Below are 25,111 nucleotides of genomic sequence, written 5' to 3'. Positions count from 1 at the left end.
ATCGCCCGCGCGACACCGCGGCTCCCGCGGACCGAGCCACGTTTCGTGGCGGCGTCGCAGACGCCGGCAGAGTCCGCTTCTGTCTGCCGGTTTTAACCCGTAGGGGGCGAACGGTTAACTATGCCAGACGAGGAACCCGGATTCCACACGCGAAGCCTCCACGCCGGCCAGTCACCCGACCCCTCGACGGGAGCGCGGGCGCCGCCAATCTACCAGACCACCTCCTACGTCTTCGACGACGCCGACGACGCCGCGGGGCAGTTCGCCCTGGAGAAGGAGGGACACATCTACTCGCGGCTGATGAACCCCACCGTCGGCACCCTCCAGGAGCGCCTGGCCTCGCTGGAGGGCGGCGTCGGCGCCGCCGCCACCGCCTCGGGGATGGCCTCGCTCGACCTCGCGACCTTCCTCCTCGCGGAGTCGGGCGACAACATCGTCACCGCGTCGGCGCTGTACGGCGGGACCTACACCTACCTGACCCACACCGTCGAGCGCCGGGGGATCACCACCCGCTTCGTCGACACCCTCGATTACGACGCCTACGCCGAGGCCATCGACGAGGACACCGCCTACGTCCACCTCGAAACCATCGGCAACCCCGCGCTCGTCACCCCCGACATCGAGCGTGTCGCCGACATCGCCCACGACCACGGGGTGCCGCTGCTCGTCGACAACACGTTCGCCACGCCGTACCTGTGCCGGCCGGTCGAACACGGCGCGGACCTGGTCTGGAACTCGACGACCAAGTGGCTCCACGGGTCGGGGTCGACCGTCGGCGGGGTCCTCGTCGACGGCGGCACCTTCGACTGGGGCGCGTACGCCGAGGACTACCCCGAAATCGGGCAGGACAACCCCGCCTACCACGGCGTCAACTTCCACGAGACGTTCGCGCCCGCGGGCTTCACCTACGCCGCCATCGCCCGCGGCCTGCGTGACCTCGGCAACACCCAGTCGCCGTTCGACGCCTGGGTCACGCTCCAGAAACTGGAGTCGTTCCCGATGCGGATGGCCCGCCACTGCGAGAACGCGATGGCCGTCGCCGAACATCTGGCGGACCACCCCGACGTCGCGTGGGTGAACTACCCCGGACTGGAGTCCCACGAGACCCACGACGCGGCGAGCGAGTACCTCGACGGGGGCTACGGCGGCATGATCACCTTCGGCCTCGCGGACGGCTACGAGGCCGCGAAGGGCACGGTGAACAACGTGGAACTCGCGTCCCTGCTCGCGAACGTCGGCGACGCGAAGACGCTGGTGATCCACCCCGCCTCCACCACCCACCAGCAGTTGACCGACGAGGAGCAGGCGGCCGCGGGGGTCACGCCCGACATGGTCCGCCTCTCGGTGGGCCTCGAGGACGTGGAGGACATCGTCGCCGACCTGGATCGGGCCATCGACGCGGCGACGTGACCCGATCACCCGAGGAGTCCGTGCTCCTCGAACACCCGCCCTAGCCGATCCATCGATGCCACCACCGTGTCGCAGGCGGGGCGGACGGCGGGTTTGGGGAGGAAGCCGACCGAGAGGCCGGCGACTTCGAGCATCGGGAGGTCGTTGGCGCCGTCGCCGACGGCGACGGTCCGCGACAGGGGGAGGTCGCGGTCGGCGGCGAGCGACTCCAGTGCCTCGTCTTTCGTCCCCTCGATCAGCGGCCCTTCGACGTCGCCGGTCAGGCGGCCCCCGCTCGCGGGCAGGCGGTTGGCGATCACGGTGTCGACGGCGACGCCCTCGCGGTCGAGCGCGCGTTCGACGCCGCGCTCGAACCCGCCGGTGAGGACGGCCGTGTGGTGGCCGGCGTCGTTCAGGCGGGCGATCAGGTCGGCCGCACCCGAGCGAAGGCGCACCCGGTCGAAGGCGTCGTCGGCGTCGTCGAGGGCGAGCCCCTCAAGCAGCGACGCCCGCTCGCGTAGGCTCTCGGCGTAGCTGAGTTCGTCGTTCATCGCCCGTTCGGTGATCGAAGCCATGCGGTCGTCGACGCCGCGCTGGGCCCCGAGCAGGACCGTCATCTCGGAGTCCGACAGCGTGCCGTCGAAGTCGAAGGCGACGAGTCGCATACCGACCCCTCGCCGGCCGGGGGTTTGAATCCCTCGCCACCCGTCGGGGCGGTCTGGTTCCGACCGTCGCCAGGGACGGACGACGCGTTTGGAAACGCTTAACAGCCGCCCTCGGATCGGTTCGAGTATGAAGGTACTCGTCACGGATCCGATCGCCGACGCAGGGCTGACCCGCCTTCGCGACGCGGGCCACGAGGTGGAGACCGCGTACGACGTCGAGGGGGCGGCCCTGCTCGACGCCGTCGCGGACGCCAACGCGCTCGTGGTGCGGTCGGGGACGGACGTGACCGAAGCGGTGTTCGAGGCTGCCCCGGATCTGGTCATCGTCGGCCGGGCGGGGATCGGCGTCGACAACATCGACATCGACGCCGCGACCGACCACGGCGTCATCGTCGCCAACGCCCCCGAGGGGAACGTCCGCGCGGCCGCGGAACACACGGTCGCCATGACCTTCGCGACCGCCCGCTCCATCCCGCAGGCCCACGCCCGCCTGCGGACCGGCGAGTGGGCGAAAGGCGACTACCTCGGGACGGAGCTCAACGCCAAGACCCTCGGGGTCGTCGGCCTCGGTCGCGTCGGACAGGAGGTGGCAAAGCGCCTGGGCTCGCTCGGGATGGACCTGGTCGCGTACGACCCCTACATCGGACAGGAGCGGGCCGACCAGCTCGGCGCCGAACTCGTCGAGTTCGAGGCGTGTCTGGAGCGCGCGGACTTCCTGACGGTCCACACGCCGCTGACCCCGGAGACCGAGGGGATGATCGCCGGGGACGAACTCGCCCTAATGGAGGGCGGCTACCTCGTCAACTGCGCGCGCGGCGGCGTCGTCGACGAGGACGCCCTCGCGGCGGCCGTCGAGGACGGCACGCTCGCCGGCGCCGCGGTCGACGTGTTCGCGGACGAACCCGTCTCGCCGGACAACCCGCTGCTCGCCGTCGACGACGTCGTCGTCACGCCCCACCTCGGGGCGTCGACGGAGGCCGCACAGGAACACGTCGCGACGAGCATCGCCGACCAGATCGTCGCGGCGTTCGCGGACGAACCGGTCGCGAACGCCCTGAACGCCCCCTCGATCGACGAGAGCGCGTTCCCCAGGGTCCAGCCGTACATCGAACTCGCGGAGACGGCCGGCAAGGTCGCCGCCCAGATGTTCGACGGTCGCATCTCGGAGGTCCGCGTGCGCTACGAGGGCGACATCGCCGACGAGGACGTCGAGTTCGTCACCGCGAGCGGGCTCAAGGGCGTCTTCGAGCCCCTGGAGTGGCAGGTGAACGCGGTCAACGCGCCGAAGATCGCCGAGGAACGCGGCATCGAGGTGACCGAGGAGAAGACCCGCCAGAGCGAGGACTTCCAGAGCCTCGTCACCGTCACCGTCGGTGACGGCGACGACGAGATCGGCGTCTGTGGCACGCTCTTCACCGGCGACGACCCCCGGATCGTCCGCATCGACGGCTACCGGGTCGACGCCGTCCCCCACGGCCAGATGCTCGTGGTGCGTAACTACGACCGTCCCGGGGTCCTCGGCCTGATCGGGACCGTCCTCGGCGACAACGACGTCAACATCGCGGGGATGTTCAACGGCCGCGAGACCCTCGGCGGCGAGGCGATGACCGTCTACAACCTCGACTCGCCGGTGCCGAACGGCGCCGTCGGCGAGATTCAGGCCGACGAGCGCATCATCGAGGTGAAACAGATCACGCTCGGCGAGGACGAGGGCGGCGAAACCGGCACCGCGGACGACTAGCGGCCGAGGAAGCTGGTGAGCCGCTCGATGGCGCCGGCGTCGGCGGGGTCCGGATCGGGCGCGGGATCGGGATCGTCGGATTCCGACGACGCGTCCCGGTGCCGATCGAGCAACCGCTCGTACTGCGCGACGATCCGCTCGTTCTCGCGGCGCTGTTTCTCGACCGCGGCGCGCAACGCCTCGTTTTCCCGCTCCAGTTCGGCGATGCGTGCCCGGGCGTCGGGGGCGGCGTCGTCGCGGTCGCGCGGGGACTCGGGCCCGTCGCGACCGCTACTGACCGTCCCGGTCGGGAGGCCGCTCGGTACCATGTGTGACATTTCCTCACACGCGATCAAAAACCCCCGTCAGACGGTCGTCCGACGGCGTCGAACGCGCAACGTATAGGTGTCCGGCGCCCCTGAATCCGTCCATGAGTGAGGACGACGACGCGTTTCGATCGACGGTCGCGGAGGGCTTCGAATCGCGGTTCGACGCCGACGGCGAGACGGCCGAGGCGGCGGCGACGAAGGCGGCGGCCTTCCGGTCGGAGGTGGCCGAGGACCTGACCGCCGAGGCGTTGCTCGACGCCGTCGCCGACGCGGACGACTACGCGGACTTCGCCCACCGCTACGACCTGGCGATCGGCACCCTGGCGGCCGACCACGAGGACTGCACCGACTCGCGAGCCTACCGGCTCGCCGGGTTCGACGACCTGGCGGCCGACCCCGAAATCGGCGCCTGAGCGGGACTCCCGGGCCGCCGCGAGGCCGAACCGATCCGGTGTCGGCGACGGACCGAGTCAGTAGCCGCCACCGCTCTCGAAACACCGACCACACTTCGTCGCGCCGTGGTCCGAAACCGCCCGTTCGACGGTGATCCGCCGCAGGTGATCGGACGCGAGGTGGTGGGTGACGCCACAGACCGTGTGGAGGTCCGTGCTGCCCAGTTCGTGCTTGTGGACCGTCTTGGTGTGTTCGTTCAATACCCCATTCGGCCGTGTGTAACGGCCCCACACACAAGAACCGGGCGTTAACTCCGGAAAATCACAACGGGATCGCGTCGGCCGGTCGCGTGGGCCCGCGGGTCGACGGGCCGACCGCCGCCTCACTCCGCGATGTGCTCCAGGACGGCCTCGGTGTCGTTCGGGACGGGTTCGGGGTCGTTGCCGGCCGTGAAGGCGGCGTCGGGATCCTTCAGCAGGTGGCCGGTGGTGAGACAGACCACCTGCTCGTCGTCGTCGACGACGCCCCGGTCGCGGAGTTTCCGCAGGCCGGCGATGGAGGCCGCGGAGGCGGGTTCGACGCCGACGCCCTCGCCGGCGAGCGCCCGCTGGGCGTCGGTGATCGCCTCGTCGGAGACGGCGACGGCGGTGCCGCCCGTCTCCCGGATCCCCGGCAGCGCCTTCGGCGCGTTCACCGGGTTGCCGATACGGATGGCGGTGGCGATGGTCTCGACCTCGGGCCAGCGGCGGATCCCGTCGTTGCCCTCCTCCACCGCCTCGACCATCGGCGCCGCGCCCTCGGCCTGGACGCCGGTGAGTTTCGGCACGTCCCCGGGGTCGATCGCCCCGCTCTGGACGAGTTCCCGGAAGCACTTGTAGAGCGCCGAGGTGTTGCCCGCGTTGCCGACCGGGAGGACGATCCGGTCCGGATACGTGCCGTGGTCCGCGTGGAATTCCTCTAAGATCTCCAGGCCGATGGTCTTCTGACCCTCCAGTCGGAAGGGGTTGAGCGAGTTGAGCAGGTACACCTCGCCGCGGGCCGCGAGGTCCTGGACGATGTCGAGACAGTCGTCGAAGTTGCCGTCGACCTCGAGGATGCGGGCGTCGTGGAGGGCGGCCTGGGCGATCTTGCCGGCGGCCACCTTGCCGGCGGGCAGGAGCACGAGCGTCGCCATCCCGCCGCGGGCGCCGTAAGCCGCGAGCGCGGCGCTCGTGTTGCCCGTCGAGGCACAGGCCAAGCGGCCGACGCCGAGTTCCTTCGCCACGCGGACGCCGACGGTCATGCCCCGATCCTTGAAGCTCCCCGTCGGGTTCATCCCCTCGTGTTTGATCCTGAGGCGCTCGACGCCCACCTCCTCCTCCAGCCGGGGGACGTGGTGGAGCGGCGTCGACCCCTCGGGGAGCGAGACGCCCTCCTCGAAGGGGAGCGCGGCCGCGTAGCGCCAGACGCCGTCGCCCGAGAAGTCCTCGAAGGTCGGCGGGTCGGCGTAGCGCACCTCTAGCAGGCCGTCGCAGTGATCGCAGGTGTACCGGATCGACGAGAAGGGGGCGAACGTCTCGCCACACTCGATGCAGGCGAGCCAGACGCCGTCGTCGGCGGTGGCCGGTGCCGCCGGGGCGGCCGCGGTCAGGTTCATGCTCATTGGCGGAAGGATGGACCCGCGGGGCAAAAACGGGACGGGTTCATTCCGCCTCCGTGCCGAAGCCGTCGATGGCGACGTGGACCTGTTCGACCCACTCGTCGAGGGTGCGGTGCATCAGCTCCTTCGCCTCCGGGAGCGGCGTCGCGGTGTACTGGTAGACGTACCCTCCCGGATCGAGCAGGCGGCGCTCCCGCTCGACGAGGCCCTTCTCCAGTAGGGTCGTCAGCGATCGGTTGACGTTGCTCCGGTCGCGGTCGAGCTCCTCCGCGAGCTCCGCCACGGTGCTCCCGGGGTTGTCGAGGAGCGTCAGGTACGTCCGGCTCTCGTGGGTCTGGATGCCGAAGACACAGGAGAGAACGTGCTGGAAGGTCGGTTCCTCGACGCCGACGAGTTCGTCGATGTCGGGCGCGTCGGCCATACCTCACGTTCAGCACGCGTGACGTTAAAACTGCGGCAGCGGGATCGGGCGGCGCTCCGGCCGCGGTCCGTCAGTCCCGGCCGTACCCCATCCGCTCGATGCAGGTCCGCATCTCGTCGGCCGAGTCGTGTTTGTGAAGCGTGGTCGGGGTGTCGCAGTAGTAGGTGGTACCGTCGTGCCGGAGCGTCACCTCGTGGACGCCGCCGAGCATTTCGAGGCGAACGACGACACGCTGGCCGTCCTCCAGCGCGTCGATGATCTCGGCGGCCGTCAGCTCGCCGGCGTCGATCGTGAGCGTGGACATGGGTACACGTGACGGGGCCACGCCTAAAACTCCCGCCGAGGCGCCGGTCAGTACCCCGAGAGGTGGAACTCGCCGAGCGCGGTGAACGTCGAGATGCCGGAGGGATGGGGAACCTCGTGGATCGGCGCCTCCAGAACGAGCCACGCGACGACCGGTCGTCCCTGGATGCGCTCGCCGTCGACGTACTGTGCCGGGTGGTAGAAGTCGAGCTCCGTCTCGGCGTCGAGCACCCGCGTCGCCTCCCCGATCTCGTCTTCGTCCGGTCTGACGATCACCATCTCTTTGTAGTCGTCGAGCGGGATGTCGATGGACTGGGAGAACGTCCGGTGGGAGAACCGGACGATGGTGCGGTCGTCGCCCTCGACGTACACCTCCTCCTCGGGCTGTTGCCACTCGTCGCCGTCGAAGACGTGGGTCTCGACGCCGTCGGCGCCGCCGGGCGCGGGGCGGAACGCCCAGAAGGAGAGGTAATACTGGACGGGGCCCTCGTGGTCGCGGCGGTCCGGATCGAACAGGTACTCCGTGATGTAACCCGGCCCCTGGCGTTGCCAGGAGGGCATGAACACCCCGTCCTCGTAGAAGTCGAAGTTGATGTAGTAGTTGTACGGACCGAACCGGTGGCCGGAGTGGAAGTCCCTGGCGTTGGGAAGGGCGCCAGTGTGGAAGTGGGTCCGGAGCCGGAAGCCCTCGGGGTGGTCCCCGGTTTCGGGGTGGTCGGTGGTCCCCAGGACGCCCGGCCCGCCGAAGGTCGGGCTGTGGATGTCCCAGTAGAGGAGGTTGCCGCTGAAGACGGGCGAATCGTCCGGGAAGAACCACTCCCGGGTGTTGCGGCCGTCGCGCTCGGGGAGGTCGTAGCCGGTGGGCGTCGCGACCGCCGCGAGATCCTCGAAGACCGGCGTCCCGTCGTAGCTGGCGTCGACGACGGCCCCCTCCGTCTGCGGGGGTTGCCAGGTGATCTCCCAACTCGACTGCTCGATGGTGCTCGGTGGCGTCTCGATGTTGTGAAAGCCCTCTGGCCCGGTGATCTGCGGACGCTGGGCCATCGGCGGCACGGGCAGGGAGCCGAGCGCCGTCTCGCCCGTCGGTTCGGTGGCCCGCGCCATCTCCATCGGCGACGTCCTGACGAACCGGTCGACCCGCGTCACGTCGAGGAGTTCGAACTCCTCGCCGGAGACGTCGACGAACGTGCTCAGAAGCGAGAGACCGCCGTCCTCGTTTTTGAAGTAGTAGGCGATGGGCGTCACCTCGCCGTGGGGGTAGTCGTCGTAGGCGGTGATGACCTCCGCGACTTTCACGAAGGGATACCACACCCGGCCGTCGAGATGTTGCCAGACCTCGTCGTGCCCGAGGACGAACTCGTGGCGCCGTCGCCGCGAGGGCTGGTCGTACCCTCGCTCCCACTCGACGTCCATCGGGTCCGTGATTTCGAGACCGACCAGTTCGTCGGTCGTCCGGTCGACCAGGCCGTACGCGACCTGTCGACCCACCGCGGTCACGTCGAACGTGCCGCTCTCCCGGCTCCCGTCGACCTGCAGATCCGTCGTCCCCTGGATGCTGACGGCGTCGAGCCCGTTCGTGAGCGGGTCGTACGCCTCGAAGGAGGCGATCCAGTCGCTCGCGAGGTCGTTGACCGCCGGGTCGCCGAGCAACGTCTCGACCGACTGGCGCTTGCGGTAGGCCCACAGGGTGTGGTAGTTCTCCGCGCCCACGTCCCGTGGCCCGACCCGGCGGGCGCTCGTGATCCGCTCGCCGGGCTCCGGTGTGCCCTCCTGTGCCGCCACGCCGGTGACCGCCTCGCCGGCGCCGAGGGCCGCGCTCCCCGTGCCGAGCATGACACCGCCGAGGGACGCCAGGAACCGCCGGCGTCCCCCGTCGAACCACCGTTCCGTTTCCTCGTTCGACATATGTCTGCAGAAACACACGTTCATGCGCAGTATATATCTTTGTATTAATATCTTCATATTCGGTAGATAGATAACCATTCATTCGCTTTTGCTAGATATGTTACTATGAACGAAAGTTTTTGACCGAACGACTTAACACGACGTCGTCGAAACGTCGGCACGATGAGACGCGAACGACGGCGATTCGTCCGAGCGCTCGGTACCGCCGTCGGCCTCGTCGCCCTAGCGGGCTGTTCGGGGGACGGCACCGGAGCGGATGGAACGTCGACGCCGACGGAGACGGCGACCGACACCTCGACGCCGACCGGAACACCCACGCCGGCGGCGACGACGGCCGCGGCCGACAGCCCGACGCCGACCGGAACGGCGCCGAGCGCGGGAGGGGGAAGCCGGATCGACGACTACCTCGCGGGGACGAGCAACTACGACGGGACGGTCGTCGACCGGACCGGTCGGGACGAGGTGACCGTCGCCGTGGGCGCCGAGGGGAACGGCGGCGGATTCGCCTTCGGCCCGGCCGCCGTCCGCGTCGACGTGGGAGCGACGGTCGTCTGGGAGTGGACGGGGAGCGGCGGCCTCCACAACGTCGTGGCGGAGAACGGCGACTTCGACAGCGGGGACCCGGTGTCGGGTGACTCGCCGACGTTCGAGTACACCGTCCCGGAGGCGGGAACGTGGCGCTACCACTGTACGCCCCACCGAGCCCTGGGGATGAAAGGCGTCATCGTGGCGCGCTGAGACGGCGGAAGCGGGGGCGACGCGACGCACCCGCCGCCGACCCGAAAGCGTAAACGCGGGGCCGCGCCAAGGACCACCGACCGATGAATCCCACGGACGTGCCCGGCCTCCCGTCGGGCGTTCCCGAGTTCCTCGTCGACTCGGGGATCGAGGAGCTCTACCCGCCACAGGCCGCGGCCGTCGAGGCCGGCGTCACCCGGGGCGACAGCCTCGTCGCGAGCGTCCCGACGGCGAGCGGGAAGACCCTGATCGCCGAACTCGCCATGCTGTCGAGCGTCGAGCGGGGCGGGAAAGCCCTCTACGTCGTCCCGCTGCGCGCGCTCGCCAGCGAGAAGAAGGCCGAGTTCGAGCGCTGGGCCGACTTCGACGTCGACGTGGGCATCTCGACGGGGAACTACGAGTCGAGCGAGGAGTGGCTGGCCTCCCGCGACATCGTCGTCGCGACGAGCGAGAAGGTGGACTCGCTGGTGCGCAACGGCGCGCCGTGGATCGAGGACCTCACCTGCGTCGTCGCCGACGAGGTTCACCTCGTCGACGACCCGAACCGGGGCCCGACCCTGGAGGTGACGCTGGCGAAGCTTCGACGGATCAACCCGGAGCTGCAGGTCGTCGCGCTCTCGGCGACCGTCGACAACGCCGACGAGGTGGCCGACTGGCTGGACGCCGAACTCGTCGCGTCGGAGTGGCGGCCGGTCGACCTCCGGACCGGCGTCCACTACGGCGACGCCATCACCTTCGACGACGACAGTCGACGGGAGGTGCCCGTGGGTCGGGGCGAGCGGCCGACCGCCGCGCTCGTCGACGACGCGCTCGCGGAGGGCGGGTCGTCGCTCGTCTTCGTCAACTCCCGGCGGAACGCCGAGGCGGCGGCCCGCCGGCAGGCCGACGTGACCGAGCGCCACCTCGACGACGACGAACGCGACGATCTGGTCGCCCTGGCCGAGGAGGTGGCCGGCGTCTCGGACACCGAGACCAGCGACGACCTGGCGGCGGTCGTCCGGAAGGGCGCGGCCTTCCACCACGCCGGGCTCTCGGCCGAACACCGGTCGCTCGTGGAGGACGCCTTCCGCGACCGGCTGCTGAAGGCCATCTGTGCGACGCCGACGCTGGCGGCGGGCGTCAACACCCCGAGCCGGCGGGTGATCGTGCGCGACTGGCGCCGGTACGACGGCGAGTTCGGCGGGATGAAACCACTCGACGTCCTCGAGGTCCACCAGATGTTCGGCCGCGCCGGGCGGCCGGGGCTCGACCCCTACGGCGAGGCGGTCCTGCTCGCGAAGGACCACGACACCATGGACGAACTGTTCGATCGGTACGTCCACGCCGACCCGGAGCCGGTGCAGTCGAAACTCGCCCGGGAGCCGGCGATGCGGACGCACCTGCTGGCGACGGTCGCCTCCGGGTTCGCCCGCAGCCGCGACGGCCTCCTCGACTTCCTCGACCGGACGCTGCACGCGGCCCAGAGCGACACGACCGAGCGCCTGGAGTCGGTCGTCGACAGCGTGATCGAGTATCTGGTCGCCAACGACTTCGTCGAGCGGTCGGGCGACGAACTCGCGGCGACGAGCCTGGGCCACACCGTCTCGCGGCTCTACCTGGACCCCATGAGCGCGGCCGAAATCGTCGACGGCCTGCGGGCGGCCGAGGACCCCACCGCGCTCGGCCTCTATCACCTCGTCTGTCGGGCCCCCGACATGTACCAGCTCTACCTGAAGTCGGGGGACCGCGAGACCTACACCGAACTGTGTTACGAGCGGGAGACGGAACTGCTCGGCCGTGTCCCCTCGGAGTTCGAGGACGTTCGCTTCGAGGAGTGGCTGGCGGCGCTGAAGACGGCCAAACTGCTGGAGGACTGGGCGAGCGAGGTCGACGAGGACCGCATCACGGAGCGGTACGGCGTCGGCCCCGGCGACGTCCGCGGGAAGGTCGACACCGCGGAGTGGCTGCTCGGCGCCGCCGAGCGCCTAGCGGTCGAACTCGAACTCGACTCGGTCGTCGCGGTGCGCGAGGCGAAAAAGCGGGTCGCCGACGGCGTCCGCGAGGAGTTGCTCGACCTGACGGGCGTTCGCGGCGTGGGCCGCAAGCGCGCCCGTCGCCTCTACGAGGCCGGGGTCGAGTCCCGCGCCGACCTCCGGGAGGCCGAGAAGTCCGTCGTCCTCGGGGCCTTGCGGGGACGCGAACGCACCGCCGAGCGGGTCCTCGAGAACGCCGGCCGGCAGGACCCCTCGATGGACGGCGTGAGCGCCGCCGAGGGGGCGGCCGTCGACGACGGGGGCGACGCGGACGGCCCCGCGACGGAGGGGGCGGACGAGGCCGACGGCCAGGCCAGCCTGGGTGATTTCGGATGATCGTCGTGGAGGGGTGCATCGAGGTCGACGACCTCGACGGGACGCTCTCGACCCTCGACGCCGTCGCCGAGGAGTACGGCCTCACGGTCCAAGCCTTCGACGCGCGCTATCTGGTCGACCGTGGCCACCTGGAGCGGGCGGTCGAGTTGGCCGACCGCGCGTTCGACCGCGGGGAGAACGTCGCCCGGGAGCGGAGCGTCGAGATCCTGCTGTACGCCGCGGGCCGCCGACAGATCGACGACGCCCTCGAGATGGGCGTCGCCGAGGGACAGCGGCGGGTCGCAGTGGTCGTCGACGACGCGGACGGGGACGGCGGGGCCGAATCGGCCGCGGCGGCCGCCCTGCGCGACCGCCTCGCGCTCGACCCGGCGTCGACGCTCGATTCGGTCGACGCCGAGCGCGTGCGGGCCTTCTTCGACGTGCCGGCGGCGGAACTCGACGCCGTCGACGGCGACCTGACCGACCTGGTTCACGAGCGCGTCGCCCTGCTCGACGTGGAGAAATGATGGCTGGATAACGTTTTCCGCCGATAAAAAACGATGTGAAAATCGCCCGGGTCGCGGCTTACATATGTGGTGGTCGTCTACCTCGAACGGATGACTTCGGACGACACAGGCGGCGACGACGCACCGACGGACATGGAGATCGCACGGGCGACGGAGACGCGCCCGATCGCCGACGTTGCCGGCGACCTCGGCCTCTCGCAGTCGGATCTCGACCCGCAGGGCAAGGGCATCGCGAAGATCGAACAGGACGCGATCCAGCGGACGCTGTCGGACGCCGACGAGGGGAAGCTGATCCTCGTGACGGGGACGACGGCGACGCCCAAGGGGGCGGGCAAGACCGTCACGACGGTCGGCCTCGGACAGGGGCTGAACCACATCGGCGAGCGGGGCGTCGTCGCGGTGCGCGAGCCGTCGCTCGGGCCGGTCTTCGGCATCAAGGGCGGCGCCGCGGGCGGCGGTCACTCCCAGGTGCTCCCCATGGAGGACATCAACCTCCATTTCACGGGCGACCTCCACGCGCTGACGACCGCCCACAACCTCGTCTCGGCGACCCTCGACACCAAGATCCACTACGGCAACGACCTCGACGTGGACGTCGACGAGGTGAGTTGGAAGCGCGCGCTGGACATGAACGACCGCGCGCTCCGCGAGGTGGTGGTCGGCCTCGGTGGGTCGACCAACGGCCCGCCCCGCGAGGAGGGGTTCCAGATCACGGCCGCCTCCGAGGTGATGGCGGTGCTCTGTCTGGCCGACTCGCTGGCCGATCTGAAAGAGCGTCTCGCACGGACCATCGTCGCCTACGACTCGGAGAACGAACCCGTCACCGTCGACGACCTGGGCATCCAGGGCGCGATGGCCATGCTGTTGAAGGACGCCCTGCGCCCGAACCTCGTCCAGACCATCGAGGGCACGCCCGCCTTCGTCCACGGCGGCCCCTTCGCCAACATCGCCCACGGGACGAACTCGCTCGTGGCGGACAAACTCGGCCTCGCCTTGGGGGATTACCTCGTCACCGAGGCGGGATTCGCCGCCGACCTCGGCTTCGAGAAGTTCGGCAACATCGTCTCGCGGCGGGGCGTCGCGCCCGACGCCGCCGTCCTGACGACCGCCGTCCGGTCGATGAAGTATCACGGACTCGATATGTGGCCGGTCGACTACGATCGCCTGAAGGAACCCGACCCCGAGGCGGTGCAGGCCGGGATGACGAACCTCGATCACCACGCGGGCATCATCGAGCAGTTCGGCGTCCCCTTCGTCGTCGCCATCAACCGCTTCCCGACGGACACCGACGCGGAGATCCAGGCGATCATCGACCACTGCGAACGGGAGGGCTACCCGGTCGTCGTCTCGAACGCCTTCGCCGACGGCGGCGAGGGCGCCGCGGAGTTGGCCGAGACGGCGAAGGACCTCGCGGACAGCGACCAGGGCGAGTTCGCCCCGCTCTACGACGTCGAGGCGGACCTGGCGGAGAAGATCCGGACGGTCGCCACCGAGGTGTACGGCGCCGCCGACGTCCACTTCACGGAGGACGCGCTCGACGACCTCGAACGCCTCGACGAACAGGGTTACGGCGACATGCCCGTCTGCCTCTCGAAGACCCAGCATTCGACCACCGACGATCCGAGTCGGAAGGGCGCGCCGGCCCTCGACTGGACGCTCACGGTGCGCGAGTGTTACCCCGACGCCGGCGCCGGCTTCGTCGTCGTCCTCACCGGTGACGTGCTGACGATGCCCGGTCTGCCCGCCGAACCCGCCGCCGAGGGGATGGACGTCGACGCCGACGGGAACGTCAGCGGCCTGTTCTAGGCCCCATCGGACGGAAGTATTACCTCGGTACCCCCACGATAATACCACGTCCGTCGTCCGGGCGAGCGGGACCGCTCCCCGTGCCGGCGGACGGCGGCGGCTCCCCCCCTACCGCCGCCCCGTCCAATCGTTCAAGAGCGTCGGCGACGTACACGGGCCCGTGTCAGACCGGATCGACGACCTCCCGACGGTCACCTGTGAACGCTGTGGACGGGAGTGGGACCTCTCGTACGAACTCGACGAACTGATGGCGGGGAACCGCGCCGTCGAACAGTTCGCGCTCGACCACGAACGCCACACCGGCCATTACCCCGACGACGTGGCGACGTGGCGGGCGACCTGCCGGCACTGTCCCGACGGCGTCGAACGGCTCTCGGAGTCGGCCGCGCGTCGCTGGGCGCGGACCCACGCCCGCCACACCCGCCACGAGGTGACGCTGCGGGGTGCGGACGGCGGGACGGAGACAGTGTGCGAGGCCGAGTGACCGCAGGGAACGAGGCCTCGAACGGAGCGGCGACGGGCGGGAGCCGCGGAGGAGATGCGAGGCCGAGTGACCGCAGGGAACGAGGCCTCGCAAACCGTCACCGTGGGTCGCTCTCCCAGCGGTATCCACAGGCCCCGCAGTCGGCGAACTCGGTGTCGCGGCGCGTCTCCGGGTAGAACTCGGCGTCGTCGATCCGCGACTCGCAGTCCGGGCAGACGGCGTGGTCGGGGACGAGGACACCCTTGAACACCGTCCCGCAGTCGGGGCAGGTGACCTGCCGGTCGGGACCGAACCCCTCGATGGTGGTGTCGCACTCGGCGCAGGTGTACCGCCGACGCGGTCCGTCCCCGCCGTACTCGATGTCCGGATCGGCCCAGTCGAGGTCGGCATCGGCGGCGTCGGCGTCGGCGGCGGTGTCGCCGTCACCCAGTCCGAGCCACCCCAGCACCCGTCCGAGCATGGATCGGGATAGGGGTGGGAGACCAAAACGGTTCGGGCCGCGGGGGACGACTTTTCACCGACGACCGCCAGGTGTCACCGTGATCCCGCTCGTCCACGACTTCCACGGCGAGGTAGTGCTGGTGTTCGGCGGCGGCCCGGTCGGCGCCCGGAAGGCGCGCCGCTTCGCACGCGAGGCGCGGGTCGTCGTCGTCAGCCCCACCTTCACGGACGCCGACTTCGGCGCGAGCGAGTTCGTCCGCGCGGCGCCCACGCCGGCCGACGTGCCCGCGTGGCTCGACGCCGCCGACCCCGCCTTGGTCGTCGCGGCGACGGACGACGGCGCACTCAACGCAGCGATCGAGCGCCACGCCCGCGAGGCGGGCGTCCTCGTCAACCGCGCCGACCGGAGCGGGGAGCGCGACCCGGGGAGCGTCGTCGTCCCGGCGACGGTCGGGGACGGCCCCGTCACCGTCGCGGTCACGACCGGCGGCACCAGTCCGGCGGTGAGTCGGCACCTGCGCCGGGAACTGGAGTCGACCGTGGCGGGCGCGGGAACGGTGGCGACGGTCGTCGCCGACCTCCGGACGGAGCTCCGGTCGACCGAACCGGACGCCCGCCGGGCGACAGTCCGAGCAGTCGCCGAGTCGGCGGCCGTGTGGGAGGCCGCACGCGAGGGGGAGGAGAGCGAGGTTCGGGCCGCGGCCGAGCGGGTGGTCGAGGCGACGCTCGACGACGAGTGACCTACCAGTCGACGCTCAGCGTACCGTCGCCCGCGGGGTCGGGGGCGACCTCCTCGTCGGTGCGGCGGTCGATCACGTGGATGACGCCGCGTCCCTTCTTCGCCGGGCAGACCTCCGCGGCCCGGACGTTGTGCGCGAGGTCGGCCTCGTCGACGTAGTAGGTTTTCGGGCGCGCCAGCCCGGTGTCGAGGTCGAGATCCCAGTTGGCCGACACCTCGGCGCATTTCCCGGTGCCGATGCATTTGTTCGCCTCGAAGATGATCTTGTAGGGCTTGGCCTCGACCGGGGGGGCGTCGGTGTCGCCCACGTCGCTCGGACGGCGGACGTCGTCGGTGTCGTCGCTCATGGTCGTGGATGGTGGGGCGGGGAGTTAAACCCCCTCAGACGGCCTGCAGGTCGTCGAGGACGGCCGCGGCCGAGCCGTCGTCGATGGCGTCGCGGGCGGCGTCGAGGCCGTCCGCGAGCGAGTCGGCGTCGTCGCCGGCGTAGATCCGAAACGCGGCGTTGAGCGCGACGGCGTCGTACCAGTGGTCGGTACGCTCGCCGTCGACCACCTCCCGGGTGAGGCGGGCGCTGTCGGCGGCTACGTTCGCCACCTCCAGGTCCTCGGTCTCGAAGTCCATGCCGTACTCCGCGGTCTCGATCTCGTAGTCGTCGAACGTGCCGTCGGCCCGCCAGTCCGCGACCTTCGTGTAGCCCGGGCGGATGTCGTCGTACCCCTCCATGCCCTGGAACATGACGACGCGGTCGAGGTCGTGGAACTCGCTACCCTGGAACGTCTCGACCACCTTCTTCGCGAAGGCGAGGTGATAGAAGGAGCCGAGGTGGACGCTCGCGCCGGCGGGGTTGGCGAGCGTCTCGACGGTGTTGACGAACGTGCGGACGCCCATTCGGTCCCGGCGGTCGAACAGGTCGACGACGGCGGGGTTGAACGACGGCTGGTAGTAGAAGCCGAAGCCGACGTCGTCGACCATGGCCGCGGAGTCCGCGGGCGCGAGTTCGGTCGCGACGCCCAGTTCGTCGAGGACGTGCTTGTAGGCGTCCTGTTTCTGCGTGGGGACGCGGTCGCCGGAGTGAGCGACGACGGGCGTCCCGGCGGCGGCGGCGACGACGCCGGCGGCGACGCCGAGGACGGCCGACCGTCCCTTGCCGTCGTAGTTGGCGCCGCAGTCGACGGGGTCCGCGTCCGGCGCCGCGTAGTCGACACGGTCGCACATCTCGTCGGTGAACGCCGCGAGTTCGGTCGCGGTGTTGTGCTTCCAGCGGTTGGCGAGCCAGAAGGCACCGAGCGTCGTCGGGTCGGGGTCGCCGTCGAAGATCCGGCGCATGGCCTCGGCGGCCTGCGCGTGGGTCATGTCCTCGGCGGACTTGGTGCCGGAGCCGACCACCTCGGTCATGAGGCGCTTGAGCGGCCAGTCGCCGCCGGCGTCAGTCACTGTCGGTCACCCCCACGACCCGTTCGGGGACGGCAAGGGTGGGCCCCTCGACGGCCGCGTCGGTGCCGCCGAGGCAGTGAGCGACCGTCTCGCGGACCCCGACCACCTCGCCGACGACGGTGACCGCGGGGGGTTCGACGGCCGCCTCGTCGGCCCGGTCGACGACGGTGTCGAGCGTGCCGGCGACGACCCGTTCGTCGTCGAGGGTGGCGCGTTCGACCATGGCGACGGGCGTGTCGGGGGCGACGCCGTTGGCCCGGAGCGCCGCCACGTTGTCGGGGAGGCGGCCGACGCCCATGAGAATCACCAGCGTCCCGCCGGCGTCGACGAGCGCCGACAGGGCGCCCCAGTCGAGGGCGCTGTCGGCCTTGGTCGGGTCCTCGTGACCCGTCACGACCGCGAGCGCCGAGGCGTGCTCCCGGTGGGTCGCCGGGACGCCGGCGACGCCCGGGGCGGCGATGGCGCTCGTGACCCCCGGGACCACCTCGAAGGGGACGCCGTGGCGCGCGAGGTGTTCGGCCTCCTCGCCGCCGCGGGCGAAGATGGTCGGATCCCCGCCCTTCAGGCGGACCACGTCCCGGCCCGCCTCGGCCTCGCGGATCAGACGGTCGTTGATCTCGGCCTGGGGGGTCCGCTCGCCGTCGGCGCGCTTGCCGACGTTCTCGACCCGCGTTGGGTCGGGGATCGATTCGATCACGCCGTCGCCCACGAGCGAGTCGTGGAGGACGACGTCCGCCTCGTCGAGGAGCCGGCGGGCCTTCACCGTCATGAGTTCGGGGTCGCCCGGGCCGCCCCCGACGAGATACACCGTGCCGGTGGTCGTCGTACTCATCGTTGGGGTGTGTGGTGGTTCGATCGTGCCGCCGTCGCGAGGGTCGGCGGACGGGACCGACGGATCATGCGTCCTCGGCCCCGTCGACGCGCTCCGCTGCCTGCTGCAGTTCGGCCGCGAGGGTCCGGGCCTCCTCGGCCGAGAGGCTGACCCGGTCGGCGTGGGCGGGCACGCTGTCGAGCTGGGTGTTGTCGAGTTCGAGGTCGAGCGATACCTCCTCGGGCTCCTTCCGGGCCGTCCGGACGTTCAGCGTGGCGAAGGCCTCCTCCTCGAACCCGTGGCCCTCGACGCGGGCGTCGAGGAGGTCGAACGTCGTGAAGGCGTTGACCTTCAGCACGCGGTCGGCCATCTCAGTCGTCCGAGGGGAGCGGCTGGTCGTTGGGGTCGGTCGGTGCGGGCGAGGCGTCCATGTCGGTGTCCTCGGCGTAGGGGTACCACGTCATCTTCGTGTTGCCGAGGTACGGGTCCTCGTAGCTCGTCTCCTCGCCGTCCGCGAGGGCGGCGAGTTCGTCCTCGTCGCGTTCGGCGACGAAGTCACGGAAGGACTGTTCGGGGCTCTCGCGCTCCGCTTCGAAGGCTTCGAGGAGGTTGGCGATGTAGCCCGGCACCTCGTCGGCGGGGACACGCATCTTCACCCAGTCGGCGAAGGTCGGATTCTCGCCGAGGCCGCCACCCAGGCCGACGTCGAACGCCTCGACGGCGTCGCCGTCCTTGCGCGTCTTCATGCCGCGGAGGCTGATGTCGGCGATCTGTGGCTGGGCACACGAGGCGGTACAGCCCGAGAGGTGGATGTGGAAGTCGTCGACGCCCTCGGGGAGGGAAACGTTGTCCCGGAGCCAGCGCCCGTACCGGACCATCCGGTTTTTCGTCTCGACGATGGAAAGCGAGCAGTACTCGGTGCCCGTACAGGCGATGGAGCCGCGCATGAACGGGTGGGGGTCCGGCGAGTGCTCGTCGAGCAGGTCCTCGTCGAGGAAGTCGTCCAGGTCCCCGTCGGCGATGTCGCCGACGATGACGTTCTGGCGCTGGGTGAGGCCGATCATCTCGGAGCCGTACTCCTCGGCGAGGTCGGCGAGTTCGATCACGTCGTCGGCACCCATCCGACCGACGGTGACGTAGAGGCCGACGAAGTTCTGGCCGTCGCTCTGGTCGTGGACGCCGACGTAGTCGCCGTGGGAGTCGGAGTGACCGGCGTTGTAGTCGTACTCGTCGCGGAGGCCCTGGCCCGCAGTCGGGAGTTCGTAGTCGACGTACTCCTCCTGCAGGACCGAGCGGACCTTCTCGGGCCCCCACTCGTCGACGAGGAACTTGATACGGGCGTTGAAGCGGTCCTCGCGGTCGCCGTAGTCACGGAAGAGCGCGGACATCCCGGCGGCCACGTCGGCGGCGTTCTCGGGGCGACAGAAGACGTCGATGTCGCGGGCGAAGCGAGGCTCCTTCCGTGAGAGACCGCCACCGACGTTGACGTTGAACCCCTCGATCGCCTCGCCATCGATCTCCTTGACTGCGGGTTCGAAGGCGAGGTCGTTGATGTCGCCCTGGCCGGAGCCACGGCGGTCGCCGGTCATGGCGACCTTCCACTTCCGGGGCAGGTTCGAGTAGAGGTCGTTGCCCTTGAACGTCTCGTGGAGTTCCTGGACGATGGGCCAGACGTCGATCAGTTCGTCGGCGTCACGTCCCGCGACGGGGGAGCCGACGATGTTGCGCCACGAGTCGCCACAGGCCTGGATCGTCGAGAGCCCGACGGATTCGAGTTCGTCCCAGATGTCGGGGATGTCCTCGACTTTGATCCAGTGGAGCTGGATCGACTGCCGAGTCGTGAAGTCGGCGTAGGCGTCGCCGAACTCGGGGTTCTCGACCGGGCCGGTGGCGTACTCCTTGGCCACCTCGCCGACGGTCCGGAGCTGTTCGGGGTTCATCCGTCCCATCGGCGTCCCGATCCGCATCATGAAGTAGCTCTCCTGGCCCTTCCGCTGGTGGTACAGTCCCCACCACTTGAACCGCTCGAACCAGGCGTCGTGTTCGTCGTCAGGAATGGCGTCCCAGCCCTCCTCGGCGAATCGGAGGAGGTGATCCCGGATCTCCATCCCGTAAGTTTCGTCTTTCCAGCGCTCGACCTTTGACGGCATTATGCCGGGATAGAATGTACCCAAACGTATATACCGTCGGTCCGCCCGCCAACCTTCCCGCCTCTCCGGAAACGCGACAACATTTGCCTCTATGTGTGAGCCGACCGGCGACGGGTCAGGGGGACAGTGGAGGGCGACGGCGGCAACCGGGAACGTGGACGCTACCGGGGACGACGGGGCGGAACTCGCCGGTGGCCGGATCGACGCGGCCGAGCGTCAGCCAGTCGGTGACCCCCTCGGTACCACACTGGATACAGCGGCCGGCGATCCGTCCCTCGACGTTCGCACCGTCGGCGCCCACCTCGACGAACCCCTCGGCGAGGAAATCGGCGAGCCGACACGAACAGAAATCGTGGTTCGTGAGCCGCCAGAGGTCGCTCACGTTCACCTCGCGGGAGTCGTTGACACTGACCCAGGCACCGTCGTCGAGCTGGTGAACGTCCGTCGTCATGACCGCGACTTGCGCCCCGACGGCGGTAAGCCCGTCGGCATCCGTGACGATTGCCGGTCGTCACAGGCGGGAGTTCCCCCCGAATCGACCGCATGCAGTCGATTCCCGCCACGACCCCCCGTCACGGATACCGGAAAGGAACGCCTCCATGCGGGAGAACGGGTAGTGATTACGCGGTAACACGGCCTTATGCGTACGTACTGCCTACCGTGTATCGATGACCGAGAAAAGCGAGACCGTGACGGGCTCGGCGGAGGGCGACGCCGAGCGAAACGAAGACGCCGAAGAGCGAAACCATCTCTCCGACGTCGAAGCCGGCGCGGGCTGTACGGAAATCTGGGAGCATCTGAGCGAGACGCGCGACGGCGCCGGGCAGGACTGACCTCTTCTGCGGTCCGGGCCGGGTAGCGGAGTCCGGTGACACACCACGCCGACGGCGCCAGTTCCCGGCAACGCTCGTAGAGGCCCGCCAGCGACGGCTACAGGGTCGACGCGACGTGGGCCCGGACGGCGGCGTGGAACCGATCGCTCGCGTACCGGTCACGGGGGAGCGTCGGCCGGTCGTCGGCCGCGACGGCGGCGACGACGGTGTCGACGGCGTCGGCCGTCGAGTCGAACAGGCGGTCGGACCGGCCGTCCAACACCTCGCGTTGCCCGCCCGCGTCGGGCGCGAAGGCCACCATCCCGGCGGCGACGTACTCCGCGACCGCCATCCCGAAGTGTTCCTCGGGTTTGCAGTTGAGCCCGTAGCGGTGCGTCTCGAGGAGCGTATCGAGGCGCTCCCGGGACGCGTCCCGGTCGAGGTGGACGTACGGGCGGGCGGCCGCCGCGGCGGCGACGCGGTCGGCGTAGTCGGCGTAGATCGGCGACGACGACCCGACCAGGTGGAGGTGGAGGTCGTGGCCCCGGTCGCGGACGCCGTCGACGATCCGGATCGCCCGGAGCGGCCGCTTGTCGGGCGCCAGTCGCCCCAGGACCACGACCCCGTCCTCGCGCTCGTCCCAGGGACGCGGGTCGGACGGCGGGTCGACCGGCGGGTGACGGACCGTCGGCCGGCGGCCGTAGACGTCCTCGACGACGTCGGCCGTCCACGCCGAGTTGGCGAGGAGGCAGGCGTCGGCCGGGAGTCGCCGGTCGGCGAGGCCGGCCAGCCGACTCCAGAGCGGATCGAGGCGGCCCGCCCCGCCGGTCGGCGCGCACCGCCTGTTGAACTGTGGGAAGTGGACGTACTGGACCGACGGAAGGGGGAGCGCGAACTCGTTCGCGGTGCTGACGGCCGCGTCGAACCGGGGCGCGTGGCGGGCGAACGCGCGGGCGAGGAGGACGCTGCGCGGGGCCAGCGCCGGGCCGACCCGCTCGGGCAGGGCGTCGAACGCCCGGGAGACCAGGGCGGTGCCCGGCGGGCGGTGGACGGACACGGCCGCGCCGGTGTCGAACAGGCGGTTCAGGGTCGACAGCGACGACCGCGAGAGGGTAAACAGCGTCACGTCGTGGGCGTCCTGCAGCGCCTCGCAGACGTGGAGGCAGACGGCGTCGGCGCCGCCGCGTCCGTCGAGGGTGTTGTGGAGGACCGCGATCCGGGCCATCGTCGTCCCTGGGGGCGGGAGGGACATAAGCCGGGCGGGAGGCTTTTCACCGCCGCCGCCTGCCGACGGGTATGGAGTGTGCGTTCGTGGGGTGTGGGGCGGTGGCGGGGAAGTACGCCGCCGCCCTCGACTCGTCGCCGCTCTCGCCGGTCGCGGCCTGTGACCTCGACGCCGACCGGGCGGCGTCGTTCGCGGCCGACACGGGGGCGGCGGCGTACACCGACCTCGACGCCCTGCTCGACGCCACGGACGCGCCGCTCGTCGTGAACCTGACCGGACACGGCGCCCACGCGGCGGTGACCGAGCGGGCGCTTCGGGCGGGGCGACACGTCTGGAGCGAGAAGCCCCTCGCGCTGGAGGCCGAGCGGGCGCGGGACCTCGTCGCGTACGCGACCCGACACGACCTCGCGCTCGGGTGTGCGCCGATCAACCCGGACTGCGAGGGGCAGCGACTCGCCCGCCGGGCGCTCGACGACGGCCGCCTCGGCCCGGTGCGCCTGGCGTACGCCCACGCCCACGTCGGCCGCGTGACCGAGTGGCACGACGACCCCGACTCGTTCCTCCGGGTGGGCCCGCTGTACGACGGCGCGGTGTATCCGCTGACCCTCCTCGTGGCGTGGTTCGGCCCCGCGAGCCGGGTGCGGGTCGCCGACGCCACCGATCCCTGGCCCGACCGCGAGTCCCGCACCCCGGAGCGTCCGAGCCACGTCGAGGCGACGGTCGAGTTCGCGGACGGCCCGCTCGTGCGCCTCACCGCAAGCTTCTACGCCCCCCACCGGAGCCGGGAGTTCACGAGCCTCGAGTGTCACGGCGACGACGGCTCGCTGTACCTCGCCGACGCGGGGGGCCTCGGAGCCGACGACCACACCCCCGTCTCGGTCGGTCGGGCGGGCCGGGCGTACACCCCGAACCCGCTCACGGCGCCGCCACGGCGGACGCCGTATCTCGCCGGGCCGGAACGGCTCGCGGCGAGCGTTCGCCGGGAACGCCCGGACCGCTCGACCGCCCGGCGGGGCGCCCACGTCGTCGCCATCTGTAACGCCATCGAGCGGGCGGCCGACCTCGGCGAGCCGGTCGCGGTCGACGCGAGCGTCGTCGAGCGACCCGCCCGACGGTCGGTGGTGTGGGGCGTCGAAGGCGGCGGTGACGACGGCGGGGACGTGGCCTCACCCGGTCCGCCGGACGCCGCGCTCCGTCTGCCGCCCGTCGGGTTCGGCTGTTCGCGCTACCGCGACGGCACCTACGTCGACCGTCGGGAGTCCATCGAACGGGCGCTCGATGCGGGGTATCGTCTCCTCGACTCCGCGGAGCTCTACGGCAACGAGGCGCGGATCGGCGAGATCATCGCCGATCCGGGGAGTCCCGACCGCGAGGCCCTCTTCGTCGCGAGCAAGGTGTGGAACACCAACCACGGCCACGTCGCGGAGGCCTGCGAGACGACGCTCGCCGACCTCGGCCTCGATTCCCTCGATTGCTACATGGTCCACTGGCCGGAGTCGTGGGCGTACACCGGGCCGCTGCGACGACTCGCGGAACTGCCGGTCGAGACACAGGAGGCACTCACGTTCCCCGAGACGTCGGACGGCGAGCGGGACCGGGTGGACGTGAACCTCGAAGCGACCTGGCGTCGGATGGAGGCGGTCCACGACCGGGGACTGACGGCGACGCTCGGGATCTGTAACGTCGACCTGTCGACCCTCGCCGACCTCGTCGAATTCGCGCGGATTCCCCCGTCGGTGGTCCAGATCCCCCGGCACCCGTATCGGCCTCGCGACGACCTGGTGGCGTGGTGTCACGAGCGCGGCATCCGGGTGGTCGCCCACTCGCCGCTCTCGGTGCCGGGCCTCCTCGAGGAACCGGTGGTGACGGAGGTGGCCGCCGAGATGGGCGTCTCGCCGGCGACGGCCGTCCTGTCCTGGCACGTCGGCGACGGCGTCGTCCCCATCCCGTCCAGCGTCGATCCCGACCACGTGGTCGAGAACCTCGCCGCGGCGGGGTACCGCCTCCCGCCGGACGGCACCGAGCGGTTCGCGTCGCTCGTTGACTCCGAGTTCGAGCGATGAGCGGGGGGACCGTCCGGGAGCGACGGCTGGGCGCCGCGGCGGTGACGGGGACTGCAGTCGCCGCCGCGGGCGTCGCCGTCGGCGGCTGGACGTTCGTGGCCGACGCAACCACGCGCGCCGCCGCGAACCGCTGGGCGTTGGTGACCGGAGCGACGCTGTGTTACGTGGTCGGGTTCCTCGCCTACCACGTCGACGCCGACCGACCGGCCGCGGCCGCCGCGCCGCCGAACCTCGTGACGATCACCCGAGGGTTGCTGTACGCCGCGGCGGCGGGGTTTCTGGTCGTCCCGCCGTCGTCGGTCGCCGGGCCGGTCGGGACCGGCGCGTCGCCCCCGGCGGTTCGCTGGGCACCCGCGCTCTGTTACGGCGCCGGGGTCACCCTCGACTTCGCCGACGGCCGCCTCGCGCGGCGGACCGAGCGGACGACGCCGCTCGGGACGAAACTCGATCACGCCTTCGACACGCTCGGCTTTCTTGTCGCGCCGCTGGTCGGCGTCGCCTGGGGACGACTTCCCTCCGCCTACCTGTCGCTGTCGGCCGCTCGTTACGTGTACCGCGCGGGGACGGCGTGGCGCCGCCGGCGGGGGCGACCCGTCGGCGACCTGCCCGAGAGTCGGGTTCGGCGGCCGCTGGCGGCGCTCCAGATGGCGTTCATCACGGTGGCGCTGACGCCGCTGCTGCCCGCAGCGGTCGTCCACCCGGCGGCGCTCGTCGTGGTCGTCCCGTCGCTCGCGACGTTCGTTCGGGACTACCTCGCCGTCACCGGGCGGCTGGACGGGTAGTCGGG

The 25,111-nt window shown here is 70.6% G+C and carries 27 protein-coding genes; 12 read left to right on the top strand and 15 right to left on the bottom strand.

What is annotated here, in order from left to right:
- The first annotated feature begins 120 nt into the window (after window positions 1-120).
- On the top strand, window positions 121-1,410 hold the full coding sequence (locus tag NO364_RS15855; protein WP_157689954.1) for an O-acetylhomoserine aminocarboxypropyltransferase/cysteine synthase family protein: 1,290 nt from the start codon (window positions 121-123) through the stop codon (window positions 1,408-1,410).
- A gap of 5 nt (window positions 1,411-1,415) precedes the next feature.
- On the opposite strand, the gene serB is transcribed toward NO364_RS15855, so the two are convergent.
- Entirely contained in the window at window positions 1,416-2,054 is a 639-nt protein-coding gene (gene serB / locus NO364_RS15850) for a phosphoserine phosphatase SerB (protein WP_257628009.1), read from the bottom strand.
- Between the two features lie 127 nt (window positions 2,055-2,181).
- Between serB and serA the strand changes: the two genes are divergently transcribed.
- Window positions 2,182-3,795, top strand: a complete 1,614-nt coding sequence (gene serA, locus NO364_RS15845; protein ID WP_157689956.1) for a phosphoglycerate dehydrogenase — start codon at window positions 2,182-2,184, stop codon at window positions 3,793-3,795.
- Here serA and NO364_RS15840 read toward each other — a convergent pair.
- Window positions 3,792-4,103, bottom strand: coding sequence for a hypothetical protein (locus NO364_RS15840; RefSeq protein WP_257628008.1), 312 nt, complete (start codon window positions 4,101-4,103; stop codon window positions 3,792-3,794). The two genes, serA and NO364_RS15840, sit on opposite strands and share 4 nt — an antisense overlap.
- A gap of 101 nt (window positions 4,104-4,204) precedes the next feature.
- Here NO364_RS15840 and NO364_RS15835 point away from each other — a divergent pair, with 101 nt between their 5' ends.
- Window positions 4,205-4,516, top strand: coding sequence for a hypothetical protein (locus NO364_RS15835; protein WP_157689958.1), 312 nt, complete (start codon window positions 4,205-4,207; stop codon window positions 4,514-4,516).
- Between the two features lie 57 nt (window positions 4,517-4,573).
- Here NO364_RS15835 and NO364_RS15830 read toward each other — a convergent pair whose 3' ends face one another.
- The 5 genes from NO364_RS15830 to NO364_RS15810 form a co-directional block, all read right to left on the bottom strand.
- Entirely contained in the window at window positions 4,574-4,756 is a 183-nt protein-coding gene (locus tag NO364_RS15830) for a hypothetical protein (RefSeq protein ID WP_257628007.1), read from the bottom strand.
- A gap of 122 nt (window positions 4,757-4,878) precedes the next feature.
- Complete coding sequence (gene thrC / locus NO364_RS15825; RefSeq protein ID WP_157689960.1) at window positions 4,879-6,138, bottom strand: threonine synthase; 1,260 nt, start codon at window positions 6,136-6,138, stop codon at window positions 4,879-4,881.
- Window positions 6,139-6,178: 40 nt separating this feature from the next.
- Window positions 6,179-6,556, bottom strand: a complete 378-nt coding sequence (locus tag NO364_RS15820; protein WP_157689961.1) for a helix-turn-helix domain-containing protein — start codon at window positions 6,554-6,556, stop codon at window positions 6,179-6,181.
- A gap of 70 nt (window positions 6,557-6,626) precedes the next feature.
- Window positions 6,627-6,860, bottom strand: coding sequence for a DUF8001 family protein (locus tag NO364_RS15815; RefSeq protein WP_157689962.1), 234 nt, complete (start codon window positions 6,858-6,860; stop codon window positions 6,627-6,629).
- 47 nt (window positions 6,861-6,907) lie between these two features.
- On the bottom strand, window positions 6,908-8,764 hold the full coding sequence (locus NO364_RS15810; protein ID WP_157689963.1) for a hypothetical protein: 1,857 nt from the start codon (window positions 8,762-8,764) through the stop codon (window positions 6,908-6,910).
- 162 nt (window positions 8,765-8,926) lie between these two features.
- On the opposite strand from NO364_RS15810, the gene NO364_RS15805 reads away from it, so the two are divergent.
- The 5 genes from NO364_RS15805 (at window position 8,927) to NO364_RS15785 (ending at window position 14,646) form a co-directional block, all read left to right on the top strand.
- A complete protein-coding gene (locus NO364_RS15805; protein WP_257628006.1) occupies window positions 8,927-9,502 on the top strand; it encodes a halocyanin domain-containing protein in 576 nt (191 codons plus the stop codon).
- Window positions 9,503-9,585: 83 nt separating this feature from the next.
- On the top strand, window positions 9,586-11,850 hold the full coding sequence (locus NO364_RS15800) for an ATP-dependent DNA helicase (protein ID WP_257628005.1): 2,265 nt from the start codon (window positions 9,586-9,588) through the stop codon (window positions 11,848-11,850).
- Window positions 11,847-12,356 carry a KEOPS complex subunit Cgi121 gene (gene cgi121, locus NO364_RS15795; protein ID WP_257628004.1) on the top strand — a complete coding sequence of 170 codons (510 nt, stop codon included), beginning with the start codon at window positions 11,847-11,849 and terminating at the stop codon, window positions 12,354-12,356. Before NO364_RS15800 ends, cgi121 begins: the two co-directional genes overlap by 4 nt.
- A 90-nt stretch (window positions 12,357-12,446) precedes the next feature.
- The gene (locus tag NO364_RS15790) at window positions 12,447-14,162 is read left to right on the top strand and encodes a formate--tetrahydrofolate ligase (RefSeq protein WP_157689967.1); all 1,716 of its coding nucleotides are present in this window, start codon (window positions 12,447-12,449) and stop codon (window positions 14,160-14,162) included.
- A 160-nt stretch (window positions 14,163-14,322) separates the two neighbouring features.
- Window positions 14,323-14,646, top strand: coding sequence for a DUF8062 family protein (locus NO364_RS15785; RefSeq protein ID WP_157689968.1), 324 nt, complete (start codon window positions 14,323-14,325; stop codon window positions 14,644-14,646).
- Between the two features lie 97 nt (window positions 14,647-14,743).
- Here NO364_RS15785 and NO364_RS15780 read toward each other — a convergent pair whose 3' ends face one another.
- Window positions 14,744-15,106, bottom strand: a complete 363-nt coding sequence (locus tag NO364_RS15780) for a hypothetical protein (protein WP_157689969.1) — start codon at window positions 15,104-15,106, stop codon at window positions 14,744-14,746.
- A 79-nt stretch (window positions 15,107-15,185) separates the two neighbouring features.
- Here NO364_RS15780 and NO364_RS15775 point away from each other — a divergent pair, with 79 nt between their 5' ends.
- Window positions 15,186-15,827, top strand: coding sequence for a precorrin-2 dehydrogenase/sirohydrochlorin ferrochelatase family protein (locus NO364_RS15775; protein WP_157689970.1), 642 nt, complete (start codon window positions 15,186-15,188; stop codon window positions 15,825-15,827).
- Between the two features lies 1 nt (window position 15,828).
- On the opposite strand, the gene NO364_RS15770 is transcribed toward NO364_RS15775, so the two are convergent.
- The 6 genes from NO364_RS15770 to NO364_RS15745 form a co-directional block, all read right to left on the bottom strand.
- The gene (locus tag NO364_RS15770; RefSeq protein WP_157689971.1) at window positions 15,829-16,173 is read right to left on the bottom strand and encodes a ferredoxin; all 345 of its coding nucleotides are present in this window, start codon (window positions 16,171-16,173) and stop codon (window positions 15,829-15,831) included.
- A gap of 34 nt (window positions 16,174-16,207) precedes the next feature.
- Window positions 16,208-17,224 (bottom strand): anthranilate phosphoribosyltransferase, encoded by a 1,017-nt coding sequence (locus tag NO364_RS15765; protein WP_157691182.1) that lies wholly within the window; start codon window positions 17,222-17,224, stop codon window positions 16,208-16,210.
- A gap of 31 nt (window positions 17,225-17,255) precedes the next feature.
- Window positions 17,256-18,095 (bottom strand): uroporphyrinogen-III C-methyltransferase, encoded by an 840-nt coding sequence (cobA, locus tag NO364_RS15760; protein WP_257628003.1) that lies wholly within the window; start codon window positions 18,093-18,095, stop codon window positions 17,256-17,258.
- A 64-nt stretch (window positions 18,096-18,159) separates the two neighbouring features.
- Window positions 18,160-18,444 (bottom strand): DUF6360 family protein, encoded by a 285-nt coding sequence (locus NO364_RS15755; RefSeq protein ID WP_157689973.1) that lies wholly within the window; start codon window positions 18,442-18,444, stop codon window positions 18,160-18,162.
- Between the two features lies 1 nt (window position 18,445).
- Window positions 18,446-20,224, bottom strand: coding sequence for a nitrite/sulfite reductase (locus NO364_RS15750; protein WP_257628002.1), 1,779 nt, complete (start codon window positions 20,222-20,224; stop codon window positions 18,446-18,448).
- A 115-nt stretch (window positions 20,225-20,339) separates the two neighbouring features.
- Entirely contained in the window at window positions 20,340-20,675 is a 336-nt protein-coding gene (locus tag NO364_RS15745) for a DUF8134 family protein (RefSeq protein ID WP_157689975.1), read from the bottom strand.
- A 217-nt stretch (window positions 20,676-20,892) separates the two neighbouring features.
- Here NO364_RS15745 and NO364_RS15740 point away from each other — a divergent pair, with 217 nt between their 5' ends.
- Window positions 20,893-21,057 (top strand): hypothetical protein, encoded by a 165-nt coding sequence (locus tag NO364_RS15740; RefSeq protein WP_199243612.1) that lies wholly within the window; start codon window positions 20,893-20,895, stop codon window positions 21,055-21,057.
- A gap of 97 nt (window positions 21,058-21,154) precedes the next feature.
- On the opposite strand, the gene NO364_RS15735 is transcribed toward NO364_RS15740, so the two are convergent.
- Window positions 21,155-22,261: a glycosyltransferase gene (locus NO364_RS15735; protein WP_157689976.1), complete on the bottom strand. Its 1,107-nt coding sequence runs from the start codon at window positions 22,259-22,261 to the stop codon at window positions 21,155-21,157.
- A gap of 71 nt (window positions 22,262-22,332) precedes the next feature.
- On the opposite strand from NO364_RS15735, the gene NO364_RS15730 reads away from it, so the two are divergent.
- Together NO364_RS15730 and NO364_RS15725 are read left to right on the top strand one after the other, a co-directional pair.
- A complete protein-coding gene (locus NO364_RS15730) occupies window positions 22,333-24,324 on the top strand; it encodes an aldo/keto reductase (RefSeq protein ID WP_257628001.1) in 1,992 nt (663 codons plus the stop codon).
- Window positions 24,321-25,106: a CDP-alcohol phosphatidyltransferase family protein gene (locus tag NO364_RS15725; RefSeq protein WP_157689978.1), complete on the top strand. Its 786-nt coding sequence runs from the start codon at window positions 24,321-24,323 to the stop codon at window positions 25,104-25,106. The genes NO364_RS15730 and NO364_RS15725 overlap by 4 nt, the downstream gene beginning before the upstream one ends.
- The last annotated feature ends 5 nt before the right edge of the window (window positions 25,107-25,111 follow it).

Origin of the sequence: Haloplanus salinarum (assembly GCF_024498175.1) — an archaeon.
Taxonomy (GTDB): domain Archaea; phylum Halobacteriota; class Halobacteria; order Halobacteriales; family Haloferacaceae; genus Haloplanus; species Haloplanus salinarum.
Note: the sequence above shows the minus strand (reverse complement) of the source record. Positions and strands in the feature narration are given on the sequence as shown.